Origin of the sequence: Streptomyces sp. NBC_01003 (genome assembly GCF_045162695.1) — a bacterium.
In the GTDB taxonomy this organism is placed as follows: domain Bacteria; phylum Actinomycetota; class Actinomycetes; order Streptomycetales; family Streptomycetaceae; genus Streptomyces.
Genome location: NZ_CP108707.1, coordinates 8,824,478 through 8,844,409, shown reverse-complemented (window position 1 = coordinate 8,844,409; position 19,932 = coordinate 8,824,478). Strand labels below are relative to the sequence as shown.

At 68.4% G+C, this 19,932-nt stretch carries 13 protein-coding genes and 5 pseudogenes; 6 read left to right on the top strand and 12 right to left on the bottom strand.

All coding sequences use genetic code 11. The features are described 5' to 3' along the window. Window positions 1–65: 65 nt before the first annotated feature. Window positions 66–385 (top strand): annotated as a pseudogene (locus tag OG698_RS40485) (cytochrome P450); the annotation flags it as partial. A 78-nt stretch (window positions 386–463) separates the two neighbouring features. Here the strand turns inward: OG698_RS40485 and OG698_RS40480 are convergent. Both OG698_RS40480 and OG698_RS40475 read right to left on the bottom strand, forming a co-directional pair. Next, window positions 464–2,119, bottom strand: a complete 1,656-nt coding sequence (locus OG698_RS40480) for an ABC transporter permease (RefSeq protein ID WP_406109105.1) — start codon at window positions 2,117–2,119, stop codon at window positions 464–466. Beyond that, window positions 2,116–3,048 (bottom strand): ATP-binding cassette domain-containing protein, encoded by a 933-nt coding sequence (locus OG698_RS40475; RefSeq protein WP_406109104.1) that lies wholly within the window; start codon window positions 3,046–3,048, stop codon window positions 2,116–2,118. Before OG698_RS40475 ends, OG698_RS40480 begins: the two co-directional genes overlap by 4 nt. A gap of 93 nt (window positions 3,049–3,141) precedes the next feature. Between OG698_RS40475 and OG698_RS40470 the strand changes: the two genes are divergently transcribed. Together OG698_RS40470 and OG698_RS40465 are read left to right on the top strand one after the other, a co-directional pair. Then, window positions 3,142–3,639 (top strand): GbsR/MarR family transcriptional regulator, encoded by a 498-nt coding sequence (locus OG698_RS40470; RefSeq protein ID WP_406109102.1) that lies wholly within the window; start codon window positions 3,142–3,144, stop codon window positions 3,637–3,639. Between the two features lie 185 nt (window positions 3,640–3,824). Then, window positions 3,825–5,091: pseudogene (locus tag OG698_RS40465) on the top strand (IS3 family transposase). A 6-nt stretch (window positions 5,092–5,097) separates the two neighbouring features. Here OG698_RS40465 and OG698_RS40460 read toward each other — a convergent pair. Together OG698_RS40460 and OG698_RS40455 are read right to left on the bottom strand one after the other, a co-directional pair. Then, a pseudogene (locus OG698_RS40460) lies at window positions 5,098–5,990 on the bottom strand (DUF4118 domain-containing protein); the annotation flags it as partial. A gap of 206 nt (window positions 5,991–6,196) precedes the next feature. Then, window positions 6,197–6,427 (bottom strand): hypothetical protein, encoded by a 231-nt coding sequence (locus OG698_RS40455; protein ID WP_406109100.1) that lies wholly within the window; start codon window positions 6,425–6,427, stop codon window positions 6,197–6,199. Between the two features lie 196 nt (window positions 6,428–6,623). Here OG698_RS40455 and OG698_RS40450 point away from each other — a divergent pair, with 196 nt between their 5' ends. From OG698_RS40450 to OG698_RS40440, 3 genes and pseudogenes are all read left to right on the top strand, one after another. Beyond that, entirely contained in the window at window positions 6,624–6,806 is a 183-nt protein-coding gene (locus tag OG698_RS40450) for a hypothetical protein (RefSeq protein WP_406109098.1), read from the top strand. Then, window positions 6,803–7,276: a hypothetical protein gene (locus tag OG698_RS40445; RefSeq protein ID WP_406109097.1), complete on the top strand. Its 474-nt coding sequence runs from the start codon at window positions 6,803–6,805 to the stop codon at window positions 7,274–7,276. The genes OG698_RS40450 and OG698_RS40445 overlap by 4 nt, the downstream gene beginning before the upstream one ends. 79 nt (window positions 7,277–7,355) lie before the next feature. Continuing rightward, window positions 7,356–8,443: pseudogene (locus tag OG698_RS40440) on the top strand (integrase core domain-containing protein). A 25-nt stretch (window positions 8,444–8,468) separates the two neighbouring features. Here OG698_RS40440 and OG698_RS40435 read toward each other — a convergent pair. From OG698_RS40435 to OG698_RS40400, 8 genes and pseudogenes are all read right to left on the bottom strand, one after another. After that, window positions 8,469–9,501: pseudogene (locus OG698_RS40435) on the bottom strand (APC family permease); the annotation flags it as partial. A gap of 171 nt (window positions 9,502–9,672) precedes the next feature. Then, window positions 9,673–12,219 (bottom strand): ATP-binding protein, encoded by a 2,547-nt coding sequence (locus OG698_RS40430; protein ID WP_406109095.1) that lies wholly within the window; start codon window positions 12,217–12,219, stop codon window positions 9,673–9,675. A gap of 68 nt (window positions 12,220–12,287) precedes the next feature. Next, window positions 12,288–12,971: a response regulator gene (locus tag OG698_RS40425; RefSeq protein ID WP_406109093.1), complete on the bottom strand. Its 684-nt coding sequence runs from the start codon at window positions 12,969–12,971 to the stop codon at window positions 12,288–12,290. Between the two features lie 124 nt (window positions 12,972–13,095). Next, on the bottom strand, window positions 13,096–13,764 hold the full coding sequence (locus tag OG698_RS40420; RefSeq protein WP_406109091.1) for a potassium-transporting ATPase subunit C: 669 nt from the start codon (window positions 13,762–13,764) through the stop codon (window positions 13,096–13,098). A 5-nt stretch (window positions 13,765–13,769) separates the two neighbouring features. Then, the gene (gene kdpB, locus OG698_RS40415; RefSeq protein ID WP_406109089.1) at window positions 13,770–15,920 is read right to left on the bottom strand and encodes a potassium-transporting ATPase subunit KdpB; all 2,151 of its coding nucleotides are present in this window, start codon (window positions 15,918–15,920) and stop codon (window positions 13,770–13,772) included. After that, on the bottom strand, window positions 15,917–17,581 hold the full coding sequence (gene kdpA / locus OG698_RS40410) for a potassium-transporting ATPase subunit KdpA (RefSeq protein ID WP_406109087.1): 1,665 nt from the start codon (window positions 17,579–17,581) through the stop codon (window positions 15,917–15,919). Before kdpA ends, kdpB begins: the two co-directional genes overlap by 4 nt. A gap of 8 nt (window positions 17,582–17,589) precedes the next feature. Next, on the bottom strand, window positions 17,590–17,679 hold the full coding sequence (kdpF, locus tag OG698_RS40405) for a K(+)-transporting ATPase subunit F (protein ID WP_018536030.1): 90 nt from the start codon (window positions 17,677–17,679) through the stop codon (window positions 17,590–17,592). 303 nt (window positions 17,680–17,982) lie between these two features. Further along, a complete protein-coding gene (locus tag OG698_RS40400; RefSeq protein WP_406109085.1) occupies window positions 17,983–19,827 on the bottom strand; it encodes an APC family permease in 1,845 nt (614 codons plus the stop codon). Between the last annotated feature and the right edge of the window lie 105 nt (window positions 19,828–19,932).

Here is a 19,932-nt window from a genome sequence, read left to right as displayed (position 1 = left end):
CCATCCCGCCCGTGTCCCTCGTACCGCTGGAAGACGGGCAGCTGCTGCTGGAACTGGAGCTCATGCGATGGGTCCTGGAGGACATCGAGGTCGACGGCGTTCGCATCCCCCGTGGCTCGGAGGTCGCCCTGCTCTTCGGCTCGGCCCACCGCGACGAGGCGGTCTTCGCCGACCCGGACGTCCTCGACCTCACCCGCCAACCCTCACGTCAGCCTCGGCGCGGGCATCCACTACTGTCTGGGCTCCCCGCTGGCCCGGCTCGAACGGTCCGCGTCCTTAGGTCAGTTGCTCAGGTCGGGCCCCGAACCTGCGCCTGGCCGTCGAGCCGGAGTGGAAGGACGGCAATGTCATACGAGGGCTCAAGTCGCTGCCTGTCGAGGTCTGAAGCCACGCAATGCGGCGCCCCCGAGTCCGCTACAGGTCGAGGGCGTCGCACGTCCAAGTGGAGCTGAGCGGGCTGGAGTTACTTCGTCTCCAGGTCTCGCCGGTTGAAGCCCGCGAGGCCCAGCCAGATCAGCCCGGCCGCGAGCACGGTAAGGACGATGAGCGGCGTCCAGTTCAGGTCCGCTGCGGGGAGCTGCGGGATGTGGCCGAACGGGGACAGGTTCTTCATCCAGCCGGGGAACTGGAGCAGCTCCCCGAGGTAGCCGACGACGAACGCGTACACCGGCACCGCCCACGCCGCCGCGCTCGCCCGCGGGAGCCAGCCGAAGAGCATGACCGCGACACCGACCGTAACCCAGAGGGCGGGGGCGTACGCCAGGGACGCACCGACCAGCTTGAGGAACAACCCCCCGTCAGAGGTCGACGCTGCGCCCGCGATGCCGATGCCGAGTCCGCCCAGGAGCAGCATCAGGGTGCCACCCGCGAGGGCCACGGCCAGATGGCTGCCGACCCAGCGGCCCCGGGACAGGCCGGTCGAGAGCAGCGGCTCGGCCCGGCCCGCGGTCTCCTCGGCGCGCGGGCGCAGGGTGGCCATGACGACGTACACCGCGGCGACCACCGAGAGGATCACCATCACCATGGAGGCGAAGGACTCGGCCATCGTGGTGCCGCCGATGCGGTCGAGCGCGTCCTTGATCTGGTCGATGTCCTTCAGCATGTCGTCGGCCTGGCCGAGGATCGAGCCATACATCGCGCCCATCAGGAGCAAACCGGCACCGAAGCCGAACAGCATCCCGCGGTGCAGCCGCAGCGCGAAGCCGAACGGCCGGGCCAGAGCGTCGGAAGCCACCGGGCTGCCGAGCTTCGCGGCCCGCAGGCCAGCGCCCACGTCCCGTTTGGTGGACAGGACGAAGGCCACGGTCCCGCAGATCCCGGCCAGCGCCAGGCAGAACAGCAGCGGCCACCAGCGGTTGTCGACATAGACGTACGTCCGCTGCACCCAGCCGATCGGGGAGAGCCAGGCCAGTGCGTTGTCGCCCGAGTCGCCGGCCGCGCGCAGCACATACGCACCGCCGATGACGGCGAGCGCCGTGCCGGAGGCGGCCCGGGTGTGCGGGGTGATCTGCACGGTGATCGCGGCGACGGTGGCGAAGACAATGCCGATGACCGCGTGGATAAGGCCGTAGAGCAGCGAGCCGCCGGTGTCGATGCCGTCGATGCCCATCCCGCCGAGGCCAAAAGCGAGCAACAGGGCGAGAACCAGGTTGGCGAGGACCGCCACGGTCAGCGCGGCCGCGAGGTGCGCGTGCTGGCCGACGACGGTGGAGCGGACCAGCTCGGCGCGGCCCGTCTCCTCCTCGTTGCGGGTGTGCCGGGTGATGATCAGGACGCTCATCAGACCCACCATCACGGCCATGAAGCCGAGCATCTGGTGGCCCATCATGGAGCCAAAGTTGTAGTCGTCCAGGTAGTGCCGCGGTCCGGTCATGGCGAGACCGGCCGGAGTGTCCATGGTCTTGACGACCGAGGCCTGCTGCTTGGCCGTGGCGTACAGCGTCTTGTAGTTGCTCGCCGTGGAGAGCGTGCCGAGGAACAGCGCGAGGATCCACACGGGGAGCCGGATCCGGTCCCGGCGCAGGTTGAAACGGATCAGCGTCCGGGTTCCGGCCAGAGCGTTGCCGCCCGCGGCCGGAGCGGCCTGCGCGGGTGCCTTGGTGGCGGTGACGGTGTTCATCGAGTGTCTCCGCCGGAGCCGCTCTTGCCGTTGCCATTGGCGGCCAGTTCGTCGCCGTAGTGGCGCAGCATCAGCTCTTCGAGCGTGGGCGGGTGGCTGACCAGGCTACGGATGCCGAACTCGGACAGCTTGCGCACCGCGCCGTCCAACTGGGCGCCGTCCACGGCGAAGTGCACCCGGCCGTTGTCGGTGCGCAGCTGGTGCACACCAGCGAGTGAGTCGAGCCCGGTGACGGGGTGGGTGGTCTCGGCCTCGATGGTCGTACGGGTCAGATGGCGCATCTCGCTCAGCGTCCCGGACTGCACGATCCGCCCCTGCCGGATGATGCTCACCCGGTCACAGAGCTTCTCCACCTGGGCCAGGATGTGGCTCGAGAGCAGTACGGTCTTGCCGGCGGCCTTCGCCTCGCAGATGACGTCCTGGAAGACGACCTCCATCAGCGGGTCGAGTCCGGCCGTCGGCTCGTCGAGCAGCAGCAGCTCGGCGTCGGAGGCGAGTGCGGCGACGATGGCGACCTTCTGCCGGTTGCCCTTGGAGTAGGCCCGGCCCTTCTTGGTCGGGTCCAGGTCGAATCGCTGGATCAGCTCGTCCCGGCGGTGCTTGTCGAGCTTGCCGCGCAGCCGGGAGAGCAGGTCGATGGCCTCGCCGCCGGTGAGATTGGGCCACAGCTCGACATCGCCCGGGACGTAGGCGAGCCGCCGGTGCAGCTGGACCGCCTCGTGCCACGGATCCTTGCCGAGCAGCTGGGCGGCACCGGAGTCGGCGCGCAGCAGGCCGAGCAGGACGCGGATGGTCGTGGACTTGCCTGCGCCGTTGGGGCCGAGGAAGCCGTGGACCTCGCCGGTCTCGACCTCCAGGTCGAGACCGTCCAGAGCGTGCGTCTTTCCGAACGACTTTTGCAGTCCGGAGACGGTGATTGCCTTCGTCATGATTCTGAACGTACGCTGGTTTCGCAAAGTTGTGAAGTTAAGGAAGCGTATAAACTCGTCGGTAGCGCTTTGATCAGGGGAGATGATCCGGAGATGACTGAAGCTTCCAAGGGACAAAGGAACGAAGAGGCCGTCGCCCGGTTCATCGAGTCCTTCGCCGCCACCTTTGTGGAGGCAGGTGTCCAGCGCATGCCGGCCCGGGTCTTCGCGGCCCTGCTCGCCGCGGACTCCGGTGCCCTGAGCTCCGCCGAACTGGGCGAACAGCTCCAGGTCAGCCCGGCCGCCGTCTCAGGTGCGGTGCGCTACCTCAGCCAGCAGCACATGGTTACGCGCGAGCGTGAGCCCGGCTCCCGCCGCGACCGCTACCGGGTCCACAACAACCAGTGGTACGAAGCCCTCGGCAACCGCGACGTGATCATGAGGCGCTGGGAGGACGCACTGCGCGAGGGCGTCAAGAGCCTCGGGAGCGACACCCCAGCCGGCCGCCGGATGTCCGAGACGCTCGCGTTCTTCGAGTTCATCGGCGCGGAGCTGCCGCTGATGCTGGAGCGCTGGCGCGCCAGGCGCAAGGAGCTGTTCCCGGACGACTGAGCACACAACTCACCCCCCCCGTTATGTTTTCCGCGGTCCTGCAAGAGGGCCGCTGGCCTCCGGGCCCGGCATGGCTGTTCCCCCCTGTCGAGGGCATGACCTGGGGGGTGGTGCCACCGGGGCCTTGACCTTTGATCCTGGACACACGAGACACTAGATCCTGAGGATCTGAGGACGGACATCTCGTGGTCATGAAGAACTATCCGCCGCAGTTCAAGGCGGACGCGGTCGCGCTGTATCAGTCGCGGCCCGAGGCGACGATCCGGCAGGTCGCTGCCGATCTGGGAATCAATCCCGAGACCTTGCGGAACTGGGTGCGGGCAGCCGGCGCGAGCCGGCCGCGGGGACGCCGGGCGGAGGCGCCGACCGAGCCGCCGACGCCGTTGGAGGCGGAGAACGCCGCTCTGCGAAAGAAGGTCCGTGAGCTGGAGGAGGAACGCGAGATCCTGCGCAAGGCGGCGAAGTATTTCGCCGGGGAGACGCGCTGGTGAACCGCTTCCAGTTCGTTGCCGACCACCACCACCGCTACGGCGTGAAGCGGCTGTGCACCATCCTCAACATCGCCCGCTCCAGCTTATACTACTGGCGTCGGACGGCCGCAGACCGGGCCGCCCGGCAAGCGGCCGACACCCGCCTCGCCGCCCGGATACGGGCCGTGCACCGCGAGTCGGACGGCACCTATGGCGTTCCGAGGATCACCGCCGAGCTCCGCGAGGCGGGTGAACGCGTCAACCACAAGCGGATCGCGCGGGTGATGCGGGGTGCCGGTCTGGCGGGCATTCGCCTGCGCCGCAGACATCGCACCACTGTTGCGGACCCGGCCGCGGCGAAGGCCCCGGACCTCGTCGGCCGCGACTTCACAGCAAGCGAGCCGAACACGAAGTACGTCGGCGACATTACCTATCTCCCGCTGGACGGCGGGAAGTTCCTGTATTTGGCTACCGTCATCGACCTCGCCTCACGCCGCCTGGCCGGCTGGGCGATCGCGAACCACATGCGCACCGACCTCGTCACCGACGCTCTGGCCGTCGCTCACGCGCTCAACAACCGGCCACGAAAGATCCTCGGGTGGAAGACGCCCGCTGAAATCTTCGAGGAGCAACTACGCTCGCTTCAACAAGCCGGTGTTGCATCGACCAGTTGAACTCGCCCAATACACCAGCCGGGCCTTCGCCGACGCCTGCCGCCAGGCCGGCCTCCGCCAGTCCATGAGCGCAATCGGCTCCAGCACGGACAACGTCGCTTGGCGAGTCCTTCAACGCGACCTTCAAACGCGAGACGCTTCAGAGCCGCAAGACCTGGTCCAGCGAACGCGAGGCCCGCCTCGACGCGTTCCGCTGGCTCAACCGCTACAACACCCGACGCCGTCACTCCCGCCTCGGACAACGCAGTCCCATCGCTTACGAGACAGCACTCGACACAACATCAACTAGCCTGGCCCAAGCCGCATAGCCCGTGTCCAAGATTAATGTCAACGTCGGCGTCCTCTGGGCGGTCGATCGGGCCCGCGTTGCCCACCTGGCCGGCGCAGGTCCAGGGTTCGACGTCACTGGCCCGCTCGAGGAGTGCCACGGAATCCATGGCGAACGTCTCGCGGACGCGTTCGAGGAGTGCGTCGAGACTGGTCTCGCCGCGCAGGACGCTGCCCGCGAGGAAGGAGAGGATCTCCGACTCGGCGCGCAGTCGGGCAGCCTGGTGGGTACGGCGGGCCGCCAAGTCCACAACGGAGGCCACGGAGACCGCTACCCCTACGAAGATCACGAGGGCGACGATGTTGCGGGTGTCGGCGATCGTCCAGAGGTGCAGTGGGGGCGTGAAGAAGTAGTTCAGGAGCAGGGACCCGACGCCTGCCGAGGCGAGAGCGGGCCACAGTCCGCCGAGCATGGCCGCGCCGACCGTCAGCGACAGGAAGAGCAGCATGTCGTGGTGCAGGCCGACGTCAGGCAGCAGACTGGTCAGCAGGTACGTGAGCAGCGCGGGGCCGCCCACACCCACCAGCCAGCCCCAGATCAGCCGGGACCGGCCGAGCCGGGCGCCGCGCGCCACCGGCAGACCGCGGCCCTTGCCCATCGCGTCATGGGTGACCAGATGGACATCGAGGTCGGGCCCCGACTCACGGGCCACGCTGCCACTGACGCCGGGCCCGAAGAGGTACTGCCAGGGCTTGCGGCGCGAGACACCGAGGACGACTGGGTGGCGTTCACCCCGCGCGCGAACTCAAGGAGCGCGGAAGAGATGTCGTCGCCGATGACGTGGTGAAAGGTGCCGCCCAGATCCTCGACCAGGGTGCGCTGGACGGCCAGTTCCTTGGGCGTGGCCGACGTTAGGCCGTCGCTGCGGGCGATATAGACCGGTGCGAACAACGCCGCAATCTGATCACTCGCTGGCACGCCAATTCACCTGCACGGGAACGGAGTTCGAGGTGTTGACGTTGCGCCTGTCGAGAATGCCGTCCGTGCAGCCCAGGGGTCTGTGCGGTGCTGCGGCAGGTTGAACACTTGAGTTGCTTCGTCTCGCCTACCTGACCGTCACCAACGCGTTCGCCATGCTGCGCCTGCTACCGATGAGCGACCGCGACAAGGACGCGGAGATCCTTGCCCTGCGCCACCAGATCACGACCCTCGAACGGCAACTCGGCGCGGACCGAGTGAAGTTCACTTCGGAAGACCCAGCCTTCCTCACCGCTCCGCTGATGCCACTCCCGCGCAAGGCACTGCGCCGGCTCCGGCTGCTGGTCCAACCCGACACCGTGCTGCGCCGGCACCGCAACCTGATCAAGCAGCGCCACCCTCACACCTGCCGGCCGAAGAGACCAGGCCGCCCACCCATCATTCGCTCGATCCGCACGCTGATCCAGCGCCGGTCCGGGCGAACCCGTCGTGGGGGTACCGCAGGGTGCACGGCGAACTCGCCGCACTCGGCCTCCAGATGGCCGCCTCCACCGTCTGAGAGACCCTCAGAGTCGAAGGCATCGACCCCTCACCGTGGCCAGACTCGCTCCGGCCTGCCGTCAACGCCTGGCCCTCCTGCGCGCCGTCGCCCGCGACGCCACGCTGACCGCGACGTACTTCGACCTCTTCGCCGGCATCGGCACCGCCGACCTGTACGGCCCACACCTCCTGGCGGACCACTCGGCAGCCGACCGGCACCAGGAGGTACGCAGGTGAACGAAGCCACGATCGACATCCTCGGCCACGTGCTGCTCCAGGCCCAGTGGCCGCCCTTGGCAGGCGCCTTCGACCTGCTCGGCGACGAGGAGCCCGACGTGCCGTCCCACCCGGGCGTCTACGTCCTTGTCCTCAACGAGAGACGACTGCCCTATCCCCGCCTCGAGTCGTCCGTGATCTACGTCGGCGAGTCGAGGAGCCTGAACACCCGCCTGAGGAGACACCGGCGCACCTCCCGGGAGAGCGGGAACACCCCACACGCACCGGCCCACTTCGCCTGCCACGCCTGGATCGCCGCCCGCGGCGGCACGTGCGTGTACTCCCCCGCACCGCACGCCACGGCCGACACCAAGGCCATGAGGGCGCGGCTCCTGCAGACCTTCGAGCGCCGTCACCACATGGTGCCGGTGGCCAACTGCCTGTGGGGTTCCAGAACCCGGCCTGGCCTGATGACCAGCAGCGATGGGTAGAGCAGCGCGCTTGTGGGGCTCGTAGAGTCATCGCTGCAGGTCGCGACCATCGCGCGGTCTGTACCGGAACCATGCCGGCGTGATCGTCTCACTGCTCTACAAAGTCGCGCGCAAGCTGCTGTCCGTCCCCGGGGTGCTGTTGAGTCGCGACAGCACCAAGGCCGCCGAGTTGCTTGTCCTCCGCCATGAGAATGCGGTGCTACGCCGTCAGATCACCGGCCCGGTCAGCTACGAGCCCGCGGACCGGTTCTGGCCGGCCGCCCCCTCTCCAACCTGATACCCCGTCGCCGCTGGCGCGAGATCTCCCCGGTCACGCCTGGCACGCTGCCGGCCTGGCATCGCAGGTTCATCTCGGCCAAGTGGGACCACAGCGCCCGGCACACCCGCACAGGACGCCCACCGACCAGGGCGACACTCAAGAAACTGATCCTGCAGCTCGCTCGAGAAAACGCACAGCGGGGGCACAGGCGGAGCCAGGGCGAGCTGACCCGACTCGGGCACCCGATCACCGCGTCCACGGCCTGGGAGATCCTGCACGCTGCGGGCATCGGCCCGGCCCCGCGCCATTCCGGCCCGACCTGGAGGGAGTTCCTCACCAACCAGGCCCACGGCACATCACCGTCGACTTCTTCCATCTCGACACTGCCGACGGACGCAAGCTGTACCCGCCAGCGTTTCTCGAACACCGCACCAGGCGCCTGCACATCACCGGCGTCACCCCGCACCCCACTCGCGAGTGGGCGATGTAGCAGGCAAGGAACCTTGCCGCCGACCTGGGCACACGCATGGAGTTCCTGCGCTTCCTGCTTCGTGACCGCGGCGGCAAGTACGGGCAGTCCTTCGACGCCGTCTTCGAGGCCGAGGAGATGGAGATCCTCATGAGCGCGCCGCGGGCCCCTCGGATGAACGCCCACTGCGTGCGGGTGATCGGCAGCATCCGGCGCCAGGTCCTCGACCATGTCCTCATCATGAACAAAGCCCACACCCGACAGGTCCTGGCCGCCTACGAACGGCACTACGACAAGCACCGCCCCCCACCAGGCCCGCAACCAACTACCGCCAGGCGCCCACCAACAGCCCATCGCCGTGCACGCACTCGAAGGCCGCAGACTCCTGCGCACCCGCGTCCTCGGCAGCGTCATTAACGAGTACCGCTATGCCGCTTGACCTGCAGCGACGACTTTCCGAGCCCTACACGCTCTGTGCGCAGCCCGAAGAGATGCGGCAGCCGGTGGTCCCTGGCGAGCAGGCTCATCAGGACGGGCAGACCGCCGAAACTCGTGTTGGCGGCGAACGCGAGCGCGAGGGTGACAATGAGGTTGGTCGCGTAGTACGGCCAGCCCGTCCCGTACGAGCCGGCCGCGAGCTGCGCGAGAACGGTCACGCCGCCGCGCGGGGCCACATGGTCACGGCGGATCAGTACGGCCAGCCCGATCAGCATCAGGCCGAGCAGTGCACCCAGCATCAGCTCGGTGCGCTGCGCCCGCTTCACGCGCGGCTCGCGGAAGGCAGGCACTCCGTTGGCGATGGCCTCCACACCGGTAAGCACCGAGCAGCCGGAGGAGAAGGCTTTCAGGAGCAGCAGCGCCCCCAACGCCTCGGTGGCGTGGACAGGTTGAGCGGTTCCCACGATCTCCGCGGGATGGCTGCGCAGCAGTCCGACCACGATGATGCCGAGGATGCTCAGGATGAACAGCACGGTGGGCAGCATCAGCACCCGGGCGCTTTCGGCCACCCCCGCAGATTCACAAGGGCGAGGAGCGCGAGCCCGGCGAGACAGATTTCGAGCAGATACGAGCCGAGCGAGGGAAAGGCGGAGACGAGACTGGCCGCGCCCGCCGCCAGGCTGACGGTCACGGTCAGCATGTAGTCCACGACAAGACTGGCCGCCGCGAGGTAGCTCGTCCTGGGGCCGAGATCCTTCTTCGCCACCGCGTAAGCGCCGCCACCGTCCGGGTGAGCGGCGATCACCTGTCCGTACGACACGACGAGCACCGCCAGCAGTGCGGCGATGACCAGCGTCACCGACAGTGTGGCGGTCAGCGCGCCGGTACCGGCCGCGATCAGGACGAGCACGATCGCCTCGGGTCCGTAGGCGACCGAACTCAGCGCGTCCAAGGACAGCGCGGCGAGCCCTTCGCACTGGTCAGGTGGAGGCGTTCCCCTTCGCCGGGCGGCAACGGAACTCTCGGCCGCAGTTCGCGGCGGGCCAAGCCGAACGCCATGGGGACCTCGCGGTGCAGGGTGCGGCGGCATGAAGCCGTTCGAGGCCAGTGTGACCGGGCCCCCGCGGCGAGGCGCGTCAAGGACGCGCCATGGCCTCACGCTGCAACAGGGAATCCCCATGTCTGGGAGCGCTATCGGTGTTGCACGGCTGGTACGGCGGCCCTGAGCGGCTAGGAGGTGGCGGTCGCCGGAAGGTCGGGGCGGATCGGCTGAAGGCCGGAAGCGGCCGGCAAGGTGAGGACCATGGTGAGGCCGCCGCCGGGGGTGTCCTCCGCGCTCAGTGTGCCGCCCATCGCCTCGGCGAAGCCGCGGGCGACCGCGAGGCCGAGGCCGACGCCGGCCCCGCCGGGGGCGTCGCCGTAGCGCTGGAAGGGCTCGAAGATCCGGTCCTTGGCCTCGTCAGGCACGCCGGGGCCGCGGTCCACCACTCGTACCTCCACCCGGTCGGCGATGGCGCTCGCGGACACCAGGACCCGCTCGCCGGAGGGGCTGTACTTCACCGCGTTCTCAACGAGGTTGGCGACCGACCGCTCGAGAAGGCCCGGGTCGACGGTGACCATCGGCAGGGTCTCCGGGATCTCCAGCTCCACGCTGCCCTCGGGAACCCCGCCGAGCGCCATCGGCACCACCTCGTCGAGGTCGATCTCGCGGATCAGCGGGGTGACCGTGCCGGTCTGCAGCCGGGACATGTCCAGCAAGTTGCCCACCAGGTGGTCGAGGCGGTCGGCACCCTCCTCGATGCCCTCGAGCAGTTCCGCGTGGTCCTCCTCGGACCAGGCCACGTCGTCGGACCTCAGCGAAGAGACCGCTGCCTTGATTCCGGCCAGTGGCGTGCGAAGGTCGTGGCTGACGGCGGCCAGCAGCGCGGTGCGGATGCGGTTGCCCTCGGCCAGCGTGCGGGACTGGTCGGCCTGGGACTGCAGCCGCTGACGGTCCAGGACCACGGCGGCCTGGGCGGCGAAAGCGGCCAGGACCCGCCGGTCCTCTGCCGGCAGCACTCGCCCGGACAGCGCCAGCGCCATGCGGTCACCGACCGGCATGTCGACATCCGCGTCCTCCGGACGTTCGACCACCGCTCCCGTACCTACGCTGCCCGCGCAGGCCCACGGATCCACGTCGTCGGCCCGCTCGAGCAACGCCACCGACTCCATCCCGAAGGTCTCCCGGACCCGTTCGAGCAGGGCCTCCAGGCTGGTCTCTCCGCGCAGCACACTGCCCGCGAGGAAGGAGAGGATCTCCGACTCTGCGCGCAGCCGGGCCGCCTGATGAGTACGCCGGGCGGCGAGGTCCACCACGGAGGCCACCGACACGGCGACGCCGACGAAGATCGCGATGGCGACGAAGTTCTTCGGATCGGCGATCGTGAAGGTGTGGACGGGCGGGGTGAAGAACCAGTTCAGCAACAGGGAACCCACGAGCGCCGACGCGAGCGCCGGGTAGAGCCCGCCCAGCAGGGCCGCGGCCACCGTCAGCGCGAGGAACAGCAGCATGTCGTTGGCCAGGCCGACCTCAGGGGCGACGCCGGTGAGCAGCAGCGTGAGGAGGGCCGGGCCGACCACACCGGCCAGCCAGCCCCAGATGACCCGGGACCGGCCGAGGCGCGCGCTCCGGGCGACAGGCAGACCGCGCCCCTTTCCCGCCTCGTCGTGCGTGATCAGGTGGACATCCAGGTCGGGGCCCGACTCCCGGGCGACGGTGGCACCGACACCCGGGCCGAAGACGTACTGCCAGCCCTTACGGCGGGACACCCCGAGGACGATCTGGGTGGCGTTGACGCCGCGCGCGAAGTCCAGGAGCGCGGTGGGGATGTCGTCGCCGATGACGTGGTGGAAAGTACCGCCCAAGTCCTCCACGAGAGTCCGCTGGACCACCAGCTCCTTCGGTGACGCGGAGGTCAGCCCGTCACTGCGGGCGATGTAGACGGCCATTACCTCACCGCCCGCACCCTTCTCCGCGAGCCGCGCGGCCCGGCGGATCAGCGTGCGGCCCTCAGGGCCACCCGTCAGTCCCACGACGATCCGCTCGCGCGAGCCCCAGATCTTCGAGACCCTGTGCTCGCTGCGGTACTCGGTCAGATAGGCGTCGACCCGGTCCGCCACCCACAACAGGGCCAGTTCGCGCAGCGCGGTCAGGTTGCCGGGCCGGAAGTAGTTCGACAGTGCCGCGTCGACCTTGTCGGGCTTGTAGATGTTGCCGTGTGCCATCCGGCGGCGCAGGGCGGGCGGCGACATGTCGACCAGTTCGATCTGGTCGGCCCGTCGTACGACCTCGTCAGGGACGGTCTCACGCTGCCGGATGCCGGTGATCGACTCGACGACGTCGCCGAGCGACTCCAGATGCTGGATGTTGACGGTCGAGATGACGTCGATGCCGGCCGCGAGGAGTTCCTCGACGTCCTGCCAGCGCTTGGCGTTGCGCGAGCCCGGGATGTTCGTGTGCGCGAGTTCATCGACCAGGGCCACCTGGGGACGCCGGGCGAGCACCGCGTCGACGTCCATCTCTGTGAAGACGCTGCCGCGGTACTGCAGTTCCTTGCGCACGACCTGCTCCAGGCCGTGCAGCATCACCTCGGTGCGCGGCCGTTCGTGGTGCTCCACGAATCCGACCACACAGTCGGTCCCCCGCTCGACGCGACGGTGCGCCTCGGACAGCATCGCGTACGTCTTACCGACACCCGGTGCCGCACCGAGGTATATCCGAAGCTTGCCGCGTGCCATCTTCTCGTCTCTTCGTCTCTACGGGCGGAGGCTGTGGGAGTGCTGGGGCCGGGTGACGAAAGCGCGGTTCAGCTCTCGAAGCGGTATCCCATGCCGGGCTCGGTGATGAGGTAGCGCGGGTGGGCGGGGTCCGTCTCCAGTTTCCGCCGCAGCTGGGCCATATAGACGCGCAGATAGTTGGTCTTGTTGCTCTGGGACGCGCCCCAGACCTCCTGGAGCAGATACTTCTGCGTGATGAGTCGCCCGGGGTTGGTGACCAGGATCTCCAGCAGGTGCCATTCGGTCGGCGTGAGGCGTACGTCGTGTCCGCCTCGGCTGGCCTTCTTGGCAAGCAGGTCGATGGAGAACTCGTCGGTCGTGACCAGGACGATGTCGGGGGCGAGCGGAGCGGCTTCGGTGCGGCGGACGGCCGCGCGCAGGCGGGCCAGCAGTTCGTCCATGCTGAACGGTTTGGTGATGTAGTCGTCGGCACCCGCATCCAGCGCGGTGACCTTCTCGTCGGATGCGCGGCGGGCGGAGAGCACCAGGATCGGTACCCGGGTCCAGCCGCGCAGGGCCTTGATGACGTCCGTGCCGTCCATGTCGGGCAGGCCCAGGTCGAGTACGACCGCGTCGGGCTGGCGCGCGGCGGCGAGGCGCAGTGCGGTGGCACCGTCGGGCGCCGGGTCCACTCCGTATCGGCGGGCCTCCAGGTTGATCACGAGGGCCCGGACGAGCTGAGGATCGTCCTCCACCACCAGCACCCGGGTCATCGGTGTGCGCCTTTCCTCTTGCACGGAAGGCCGGAGCCTGCGGAACCTGCTTCATGGCTACGGGAGTTGACGCATCGGGGGTGTCGCCCCGTACGCCAACTCCCGCGTGGTGCGCATAAGGCCATCAGCTCTTCGCCACGAGTTCCTTGAGTGCGACGTTGAGTTCGAGGACGTTGACGCGGGGCTCACCCATGAAACCGAGGATGCGGCTGCTGGTGTGGTCCTTGACGAGCTTGTCCACCTGGGTGACGGACAGGCCGTTCTGCTCCGCGATCCGGTGGATCTGGAGGTCGGCGTAGTCCGGGGAGATGTCGGGGTCGAGGCCGGAGCCGGAGGAGGTGACGGCGTCGGCCGGCACATCCGCCTTCTTCACCTTGTAGGTGGCCGTGGAGTTGTCCTTGATGACGGCCTTCTGTGCGGCCTTGACCTGGTCGATGAGGTCCTTGTTGTCGCCGGAGAGGTTGGTGGCGCCGGACAGGATCAGCTTGTACTGGGTGTTGACGCTGTTTTCGCCGAGGCCGTTGGAGGGGCGCGGCTGGAACCACTTGAGGTCGGGTTCCGCGGTCTCCTGGCCCTTCTTGAGCGGCAGGTCGTAGCGCTGCCCGATGAGGGACGAGCCGACGACCTTGCCCTCGGACTTGATCTCCGAGCCGTTGGCCTTGTCGTGGAAGACGGCCTGGGCGACGCCGGTCACGGCGAGCGGGTAGATGACGCCGCAGACGACGGTCAGGACGAGCAGTGCACGCAGTCCCGCCCACAGCAACCGACCTGTGTTTGCCACTGAGTTGTTCATCGTGATCAGCCGATTCCGGGGATGAGGGAGATGAGTACGTCGATGATCTTGATGCCGATGAACGGGGCGATCAGGCCGCCGAGCCCGTAGATCCCGAGGTTGCGGCGCAGCAGCTTGTCCGCGCTCACCGGCCGGTACTGCACGCCGCGCAGGGCGAGCGGTACGAGCGCGATGATGACGAGCGCGTTGAAGATGACCGCGGACAGGATCGCCGAGTCCGGTGAGGACAAGTGCATGATGTTGAGCTTGTCCAGGCCCGGGTAGACCGCCGCGAACAGCGCGGGGATGATCGCGAAGTACTTCGCGACGTCGTTGGCGATGGAGAACGTCGTCAACGCGCCCCGGGTGATGAGGAGTTGCTTGCCGATCTCGACGATCTCGATGAGCTTGGTCGGGTTGGAGTCGAGGTCGACCATGTTGCCGGCCTCCTTGGCGGCCGACGTGCCCGTGTTCATCGCCACGCCGACATCCGCCTGCGCGAGCGCGGGGGCGTCGTTGGTGCCGTCGCCGGTCATCGCGACCAGCTTGCCGCCCGCCTGCTCCCGCTTGATCAGGGCCATCTTGTCCTCGGGAGTGGCCTCCGCGAGGAAATCGTCCACGCCCGCCTCCTCGGCGATCGCCTTGGCCGTCAGCGGGTTGTCACCGGTGATCATGACGGTCTTGATGCCCATACGGCGCAGCTCGTCGAACCGCTCGCGCATACCCTCCTTGACGACGTCCTTCAGGTGAATGACACCCAGTACACGGGCGCCCTTGTCATCCTCGACGGCGACCAGCAGCGGCGTACCGCCCGCTTCGGAGATCCGGTTGGCCAGGGTGTCCGCGTCGTCGGAGATCTGGCCGCCCTGCTCCTTGACCCAGGTGATGACCGAACCGGCCGCACCCTTACGGATCTTGCGGCCGTCGACGTCCACTCCCGACATGCGGGTCTGGGCGGTGAAGGCGATCCACTCGGCGCCGGCCAGCTCGCCCTGGTGGCGTTCGCGCAACCCGTACTTCTCCTTCGCCAGGACCACGATGGAGCGGCCCTCGGGCGTCTCGTCGGCCAGCGAGGACAGCTGCGCGGCGTCCGCGACCTCGGCCTCGCGGGTGCCGGTCACCGGCACGAACTCGGAGGCCTGACGGTTGCCGAGCGTGATGGTGCCCGTCTTGTCGAGCAGCAGCGTCGAGACGTCGCCCGCCGCCTCGACCGCCCGTCCGGACATGGCGAGGACGTTGCGCTGGACCAGGCGGTCCATGCCCGCGATGCCGATCGCCGAGAGCAGAGCGCCGATCGTCGTCGGGATCAGGCAGACCAGCAGGGCCACCAGCACGACCATCGTGAGGTGCTTGCCCGCATAATCCGCGAACGGCGGCAGTGTGGCGCACGCAAGGAGAAACACAATGGTGAGCGACGCGAGGAGGATGTTGAGCGCGATCTCGTTGGGCGTCTTCTGGCGTGCGGCGCCCTCGACCAGAGCGATCATGCGGTCGATGAACGTCTCGCCGGGCTTCGTCGTGATCTTGATGACGATGCGGTCCGAGAGGACCTTCGTGCCGCCGGTGACCGCGGACCGGTCGCCGCCGGACTCGCGGATGACGGGCGCGGACTCACCGGTGATGGCCGACTCGTCCACGGACGCGACGCCTTCGACGACGTCACCGTCGCCGGGGATGATGTCGCCCGCCTCGCACACCACGAGGTCGCCGATGGTCAGCGCCGTGCCCGGCACCTGCTCCTCGGTCTTGCCGTCCTTGGACAGGCGGCGCGCGACGGTGTCGGTCTTGGCCTTGCGCAGCGTGTCAGCCTGCGCCTTGCCGCGGCCCTCCGCGACCGCCTCCGCCAGGTTCGCGAAGATCACGGTGAGCCACAGCCAGGCACTGATCGCCCAGCCGAACCAGTCGGACGGGTCCTTGAAGGAGAACACCGTCGTCAGGACCGAACCGACCAGCACCACGAACATCACGGGCGACTTGACCATGACGCGCGGATCGAGCTTGCGGCAGGCGTCCGGCAGCGACTTCAGCAGCTGCTTCGGGTCGAACAGACCCGCGCCGACACGTCCTTCGTCCTTGTGACCGGTCGGCACATCGCTGTGCGGCGCCCGGGTCGGAGTGGCTGTGGACATCGCGTCCTCGTCGTTTTCTGTACGGGTCTTGGCTATACGAGTGGTCATGACGCCAGCCCCTCGGCCAGCGGGCCCAGCGCGAGGGCCGGGAAGTAGGTCAGGCCGGTGATGATCAGGATCGTGCCGACGAGCAGCCCGGTGAACAGCGGCTTCTCGGTGCGCAGGGTGCCGGCCGTGGCGGGGACGGGCTTCTGCTCGGCGAGCGAGCCGGCCAGCGCCAGGACGAACACCATCGGCAGGAACCGGCCAAGGAGCATCGCCAGCCCGATCATGGTGTTAAACCAGTTGGTGTCCGCGCTCAGACCGGCAAACGCCGAACCGTTGTTGTTCGCCCCGGACGTGAACGCGTACAGGATCTCCGAGAAGCCGTGCGCGCCGGAGTTGAGCATCGAGTTCGGCGGCGTGGGCAGCGCCATCGAGATCGCCGTGAACACGAGCACGAGGGCCGGGGTGATGAGGATGTAGCAGGCCGCGAACTTGATCTCGCGGGTGCCGATCTTCTTGCCCAGGTACTCCGGCGTACGGCCGACCATCAGACCCGCGATGAACACCGCGATGATCGCCATGATCAGCATGCCGTAGAGCCCGGAGCCGGTACCACCCGGGGCGATCTCGCCCAGCTGCATGCCCAGCAGGTTCAGGCCCCCGCCCAGGCCCGTATTGGAGGAGTGGAAGGAATCCACCGCGCCGGTCGAGGTGAGCGTCGTGGAGATCGAGAAGATCGCCGAGGCGCCGATCCCGAACCGGGTCTCCTTGCCCTCCATCGCGCCACCGGCCATTTCGAACGCCGGACCGTGGTGCGCGAACTCGGTCCACCACATCAGGCAGACGAAGCCGACCCAGATGGTGGCCATCGTGGCGAGGATCGCGTAGCCCTGCTTGAGCGACCCGACCATGCGGCCGAAGGTGCGCGTCAGGGCGAACGGGATGACGAGGATCAGGAAGATCTCGAAGAGGTTCGTGAAGCCGTTGGGGTTCTCGAAGGGGTGGGCGCTGTTGGCGTTGAAGTAACCGCCACCGTTCGTGCCCAGCTCCTTGATGGCCTCCTGCGACGCGACCGCGCCGCCGTTCCACTGCTGCGAGCCGCCCATGAACTGACCCACGGAGTGAATCCCGGAGAAGTTCTGGATTGCGCCGCACGCCACCAGGACGATCGCGCCGATCACCGAAATCGGGATCAGGATGCGCACGACGCCGCGCACCAGGTCCGACCAGAAGTTACCGAGCTCACCCGTGCGCGAGCGGGCGAAGCCCCGCACCAGCGCGACCGCCACCGCGATACCGACAGCGGCAGAGACGAAGTTCTGCACGGCCAGCCCGGCGGTCTGCACGACGTGGCCCATGGCCTGCTCGCCGTAGTACGACTGCCAGTTGGTGTTCGACACGAACGACGCGGCCGTGTTGAACGCCTGGTCCGGGTCGATCGCCGTGAAGCCGAGCGAACCGGGCAGCCGGCCCTGGAAGCGCTGCAGCAGATACAGGAACAGCACGCTCATGGCCGAGAAGGCCAGCACACCGCGGAGGTACGCCATCCAGCGCATCTCGGTGTTCGGGTTGGCGCCGATGCCCTTGTAGATCCACTTCTCGACGCGCAGGTGCTTGTCGGAGGAGTAGACCCGGGCCATGTAGTCACCCAGAGGGCGGTAGGCAAGGCCGAGCGCCACTATCAGTGCGAGGAGCTGGAGCACACCAGCGAGTACGGGGCTCATATCGGTGCTCAGAACCTCTCCGGGTAGATGAGGGCGAGGACCAGATAGCCCAGCAGGGCGACGGCCACGATCAGGCCGACGATGTTTTCGGCAGTCACAGCTTCGTCACCCCCTTGGCGACGAGAGCCACCAGCGCGAAAACCGCGATCGTGGTGACGACGAAGGCCAGGTCGGCCATCGCGAGCTCCTAGATGAGGTTCGGATTGAACGGACGATTAGAGGAAACCGCCTCCCTGGCCGAATTCGAGCGCCGTTGACGTCTCCCTTACGGAGGCGCGTACGCCTTTGACGGAACTCTTACGCCGACCCATCCATTGGCAGGAACTGCCACCCCCCATCCGCCTGAATACGCCGATGGCCCGCACCGGCGAGGTGCGGGCCATCGGGGGGGGTGAAGGGCGTCACGAGATGCGGAACCGGAGCCTGCAGATCACCGCGTCCGTGTCCTTCCGTACGGCGTGGGCGACGACCGCGCCCCGCTGGTTCTGCAGCAGACGCTGCCACAGCCGGTCGGGCTCGACCTCGGCGATCAGCACGGTCACCCGGGTGCCGGCCTCGGTGGCAGCCGTCTCACCCACGTACGCGGCGATCGGGCGGCCCAGAGCACGACGCTCCGAGGTGAGCTGGATCAGCGGCACTCCGGGGTTCCACAGGGCCCAGTCGCGCGCCAGGGCCTCGGTCTGCGCACGGTCCTCGGCGTCCGGGTGGCAGACGGTGACCGCGCGCACCTCGTCGCCCAGGGAGGCGGCCGCGTTGAGGGCTTCGCAGGTCAAGCGCGACAGGTTCGACACCGGGACGATGACGACGGAGCGGTCGCGGTGCGGCGGTTCGGGGATGCGTCCGAGGCCCAGCCGTTCCCCGATCCGCGCGTACGCCCGGTGCACCGTCTCGAAGGCCGCGACCAGCAGCGGCAGCGCGATCACGATCAACCAGGCGCCGTCCTCGAACTTGGTGGCGGTGACGACGACCGCGGAGACTCCGGTGAGCACCGCTCCGAAGCCGTTCAGCAGCGCCTTGCCCTGCCAGCTCCTCCCCCGCTGCTCACGCCAGTGCCGGACCATGCCCACCTGGGCAATCGTGAACCCGATGAAGACACCGATGGCGAAGAGCGGCACGAGGGTGTTGGTGTCGCCGCCGGAGAAGACCAGCAGGGCGGCCGAGACGGCGGCCAGGGTCAGGACTCCGTGCCGGTGGACCTGGCGGTCGGCCTTCAGCGCGAAGACGTGCGGCAGGTAGTTGTCGCGGGCCAGCAGCTTCAGCAGGACGGGAAGCCCTCCGAAGGAGGTGTTCGCGGACAGCGCCAGCAGGATCATCGTCGCGAACTGGATGACGTAGAAGGCCCAGTTGTGGCCGAGGGACGCGTCGGCGAGTTGCGCGAGGACGGTGACGCCCTCCACCGGCTGGAGGTGGAAGCGCGAGATCAGGACCGACAGGCCGATCAGCATCACGCCGAGTACGGCGCCGAGGGCGACCTCCGCGCGCTGGGCCCGGCGCACGCGCGGCACGCGGAAGGACGGCACGGCGTTGGCGAGGGCCTCAACGCCGGTGAGGGCACTGCATCCGGACGCGAAGGCCTTCAGCAGGAGCAGGGCGCCGACCGTGGTGGCGTTGTCCGCGAGCACGGAGGCGTGGCCCGCGGCTGCAGCCGTACTGACGGGCCCGGACCGGAACAGCCCGATGGCGATGAGCGCCAGGATCGAGACGACGAACACCGCCGTCGGCACGATGAAGGCCCGCGCCGACTCGACGATGCCGCGCAGGTTCACGCCCGTGATCAGGACGAGCACCGCAAGGCATATCCACAGTCTGTCGTCGTACAGCTCCGGAAAGGCCGAGGTCAGGGCGGCCACACCGGCCGTGACGGCCACGGCGACGTTCAGCACGTAGTCCAGGACCAGCGAGGCCGCGGCCACCAGGCTCGTACGGGCGCCCAGATGGGTCTTGGCCACCGCGTACGAGCCGCCGCCGTCCGGGAACGCGGCGATCACCTGCCGGTACGAAGCGACCAGCACCGCGAGCAGTCCGGCGATGGCGAGCGTGACCGGCAGGGTGAAGCCGAGGCCGTGTGCCCCCGAGGCGGCCAGCACCAGGACGATCGCCTCCGGGCCGTACGCCACCGACGCCATCGCGTCGAGGGACAGGGCGGCCAGGCCGGTGACGGCAGTGAGCCGATGGCGCTCGCCGGTATCCGGGGGTTCCTCGTCGGCGGGGGCGGCGCCGGCGGACTCGGCGGTCAGGACAGACATGGGACACGTGCTCCTTCACATTACGAAAGGCCCACGTACACGGGGAGGCGATACGCGAGTGCACCCACGTTCTGTCCTCTCACCGCCGTCTCCGACCGCTCCTTG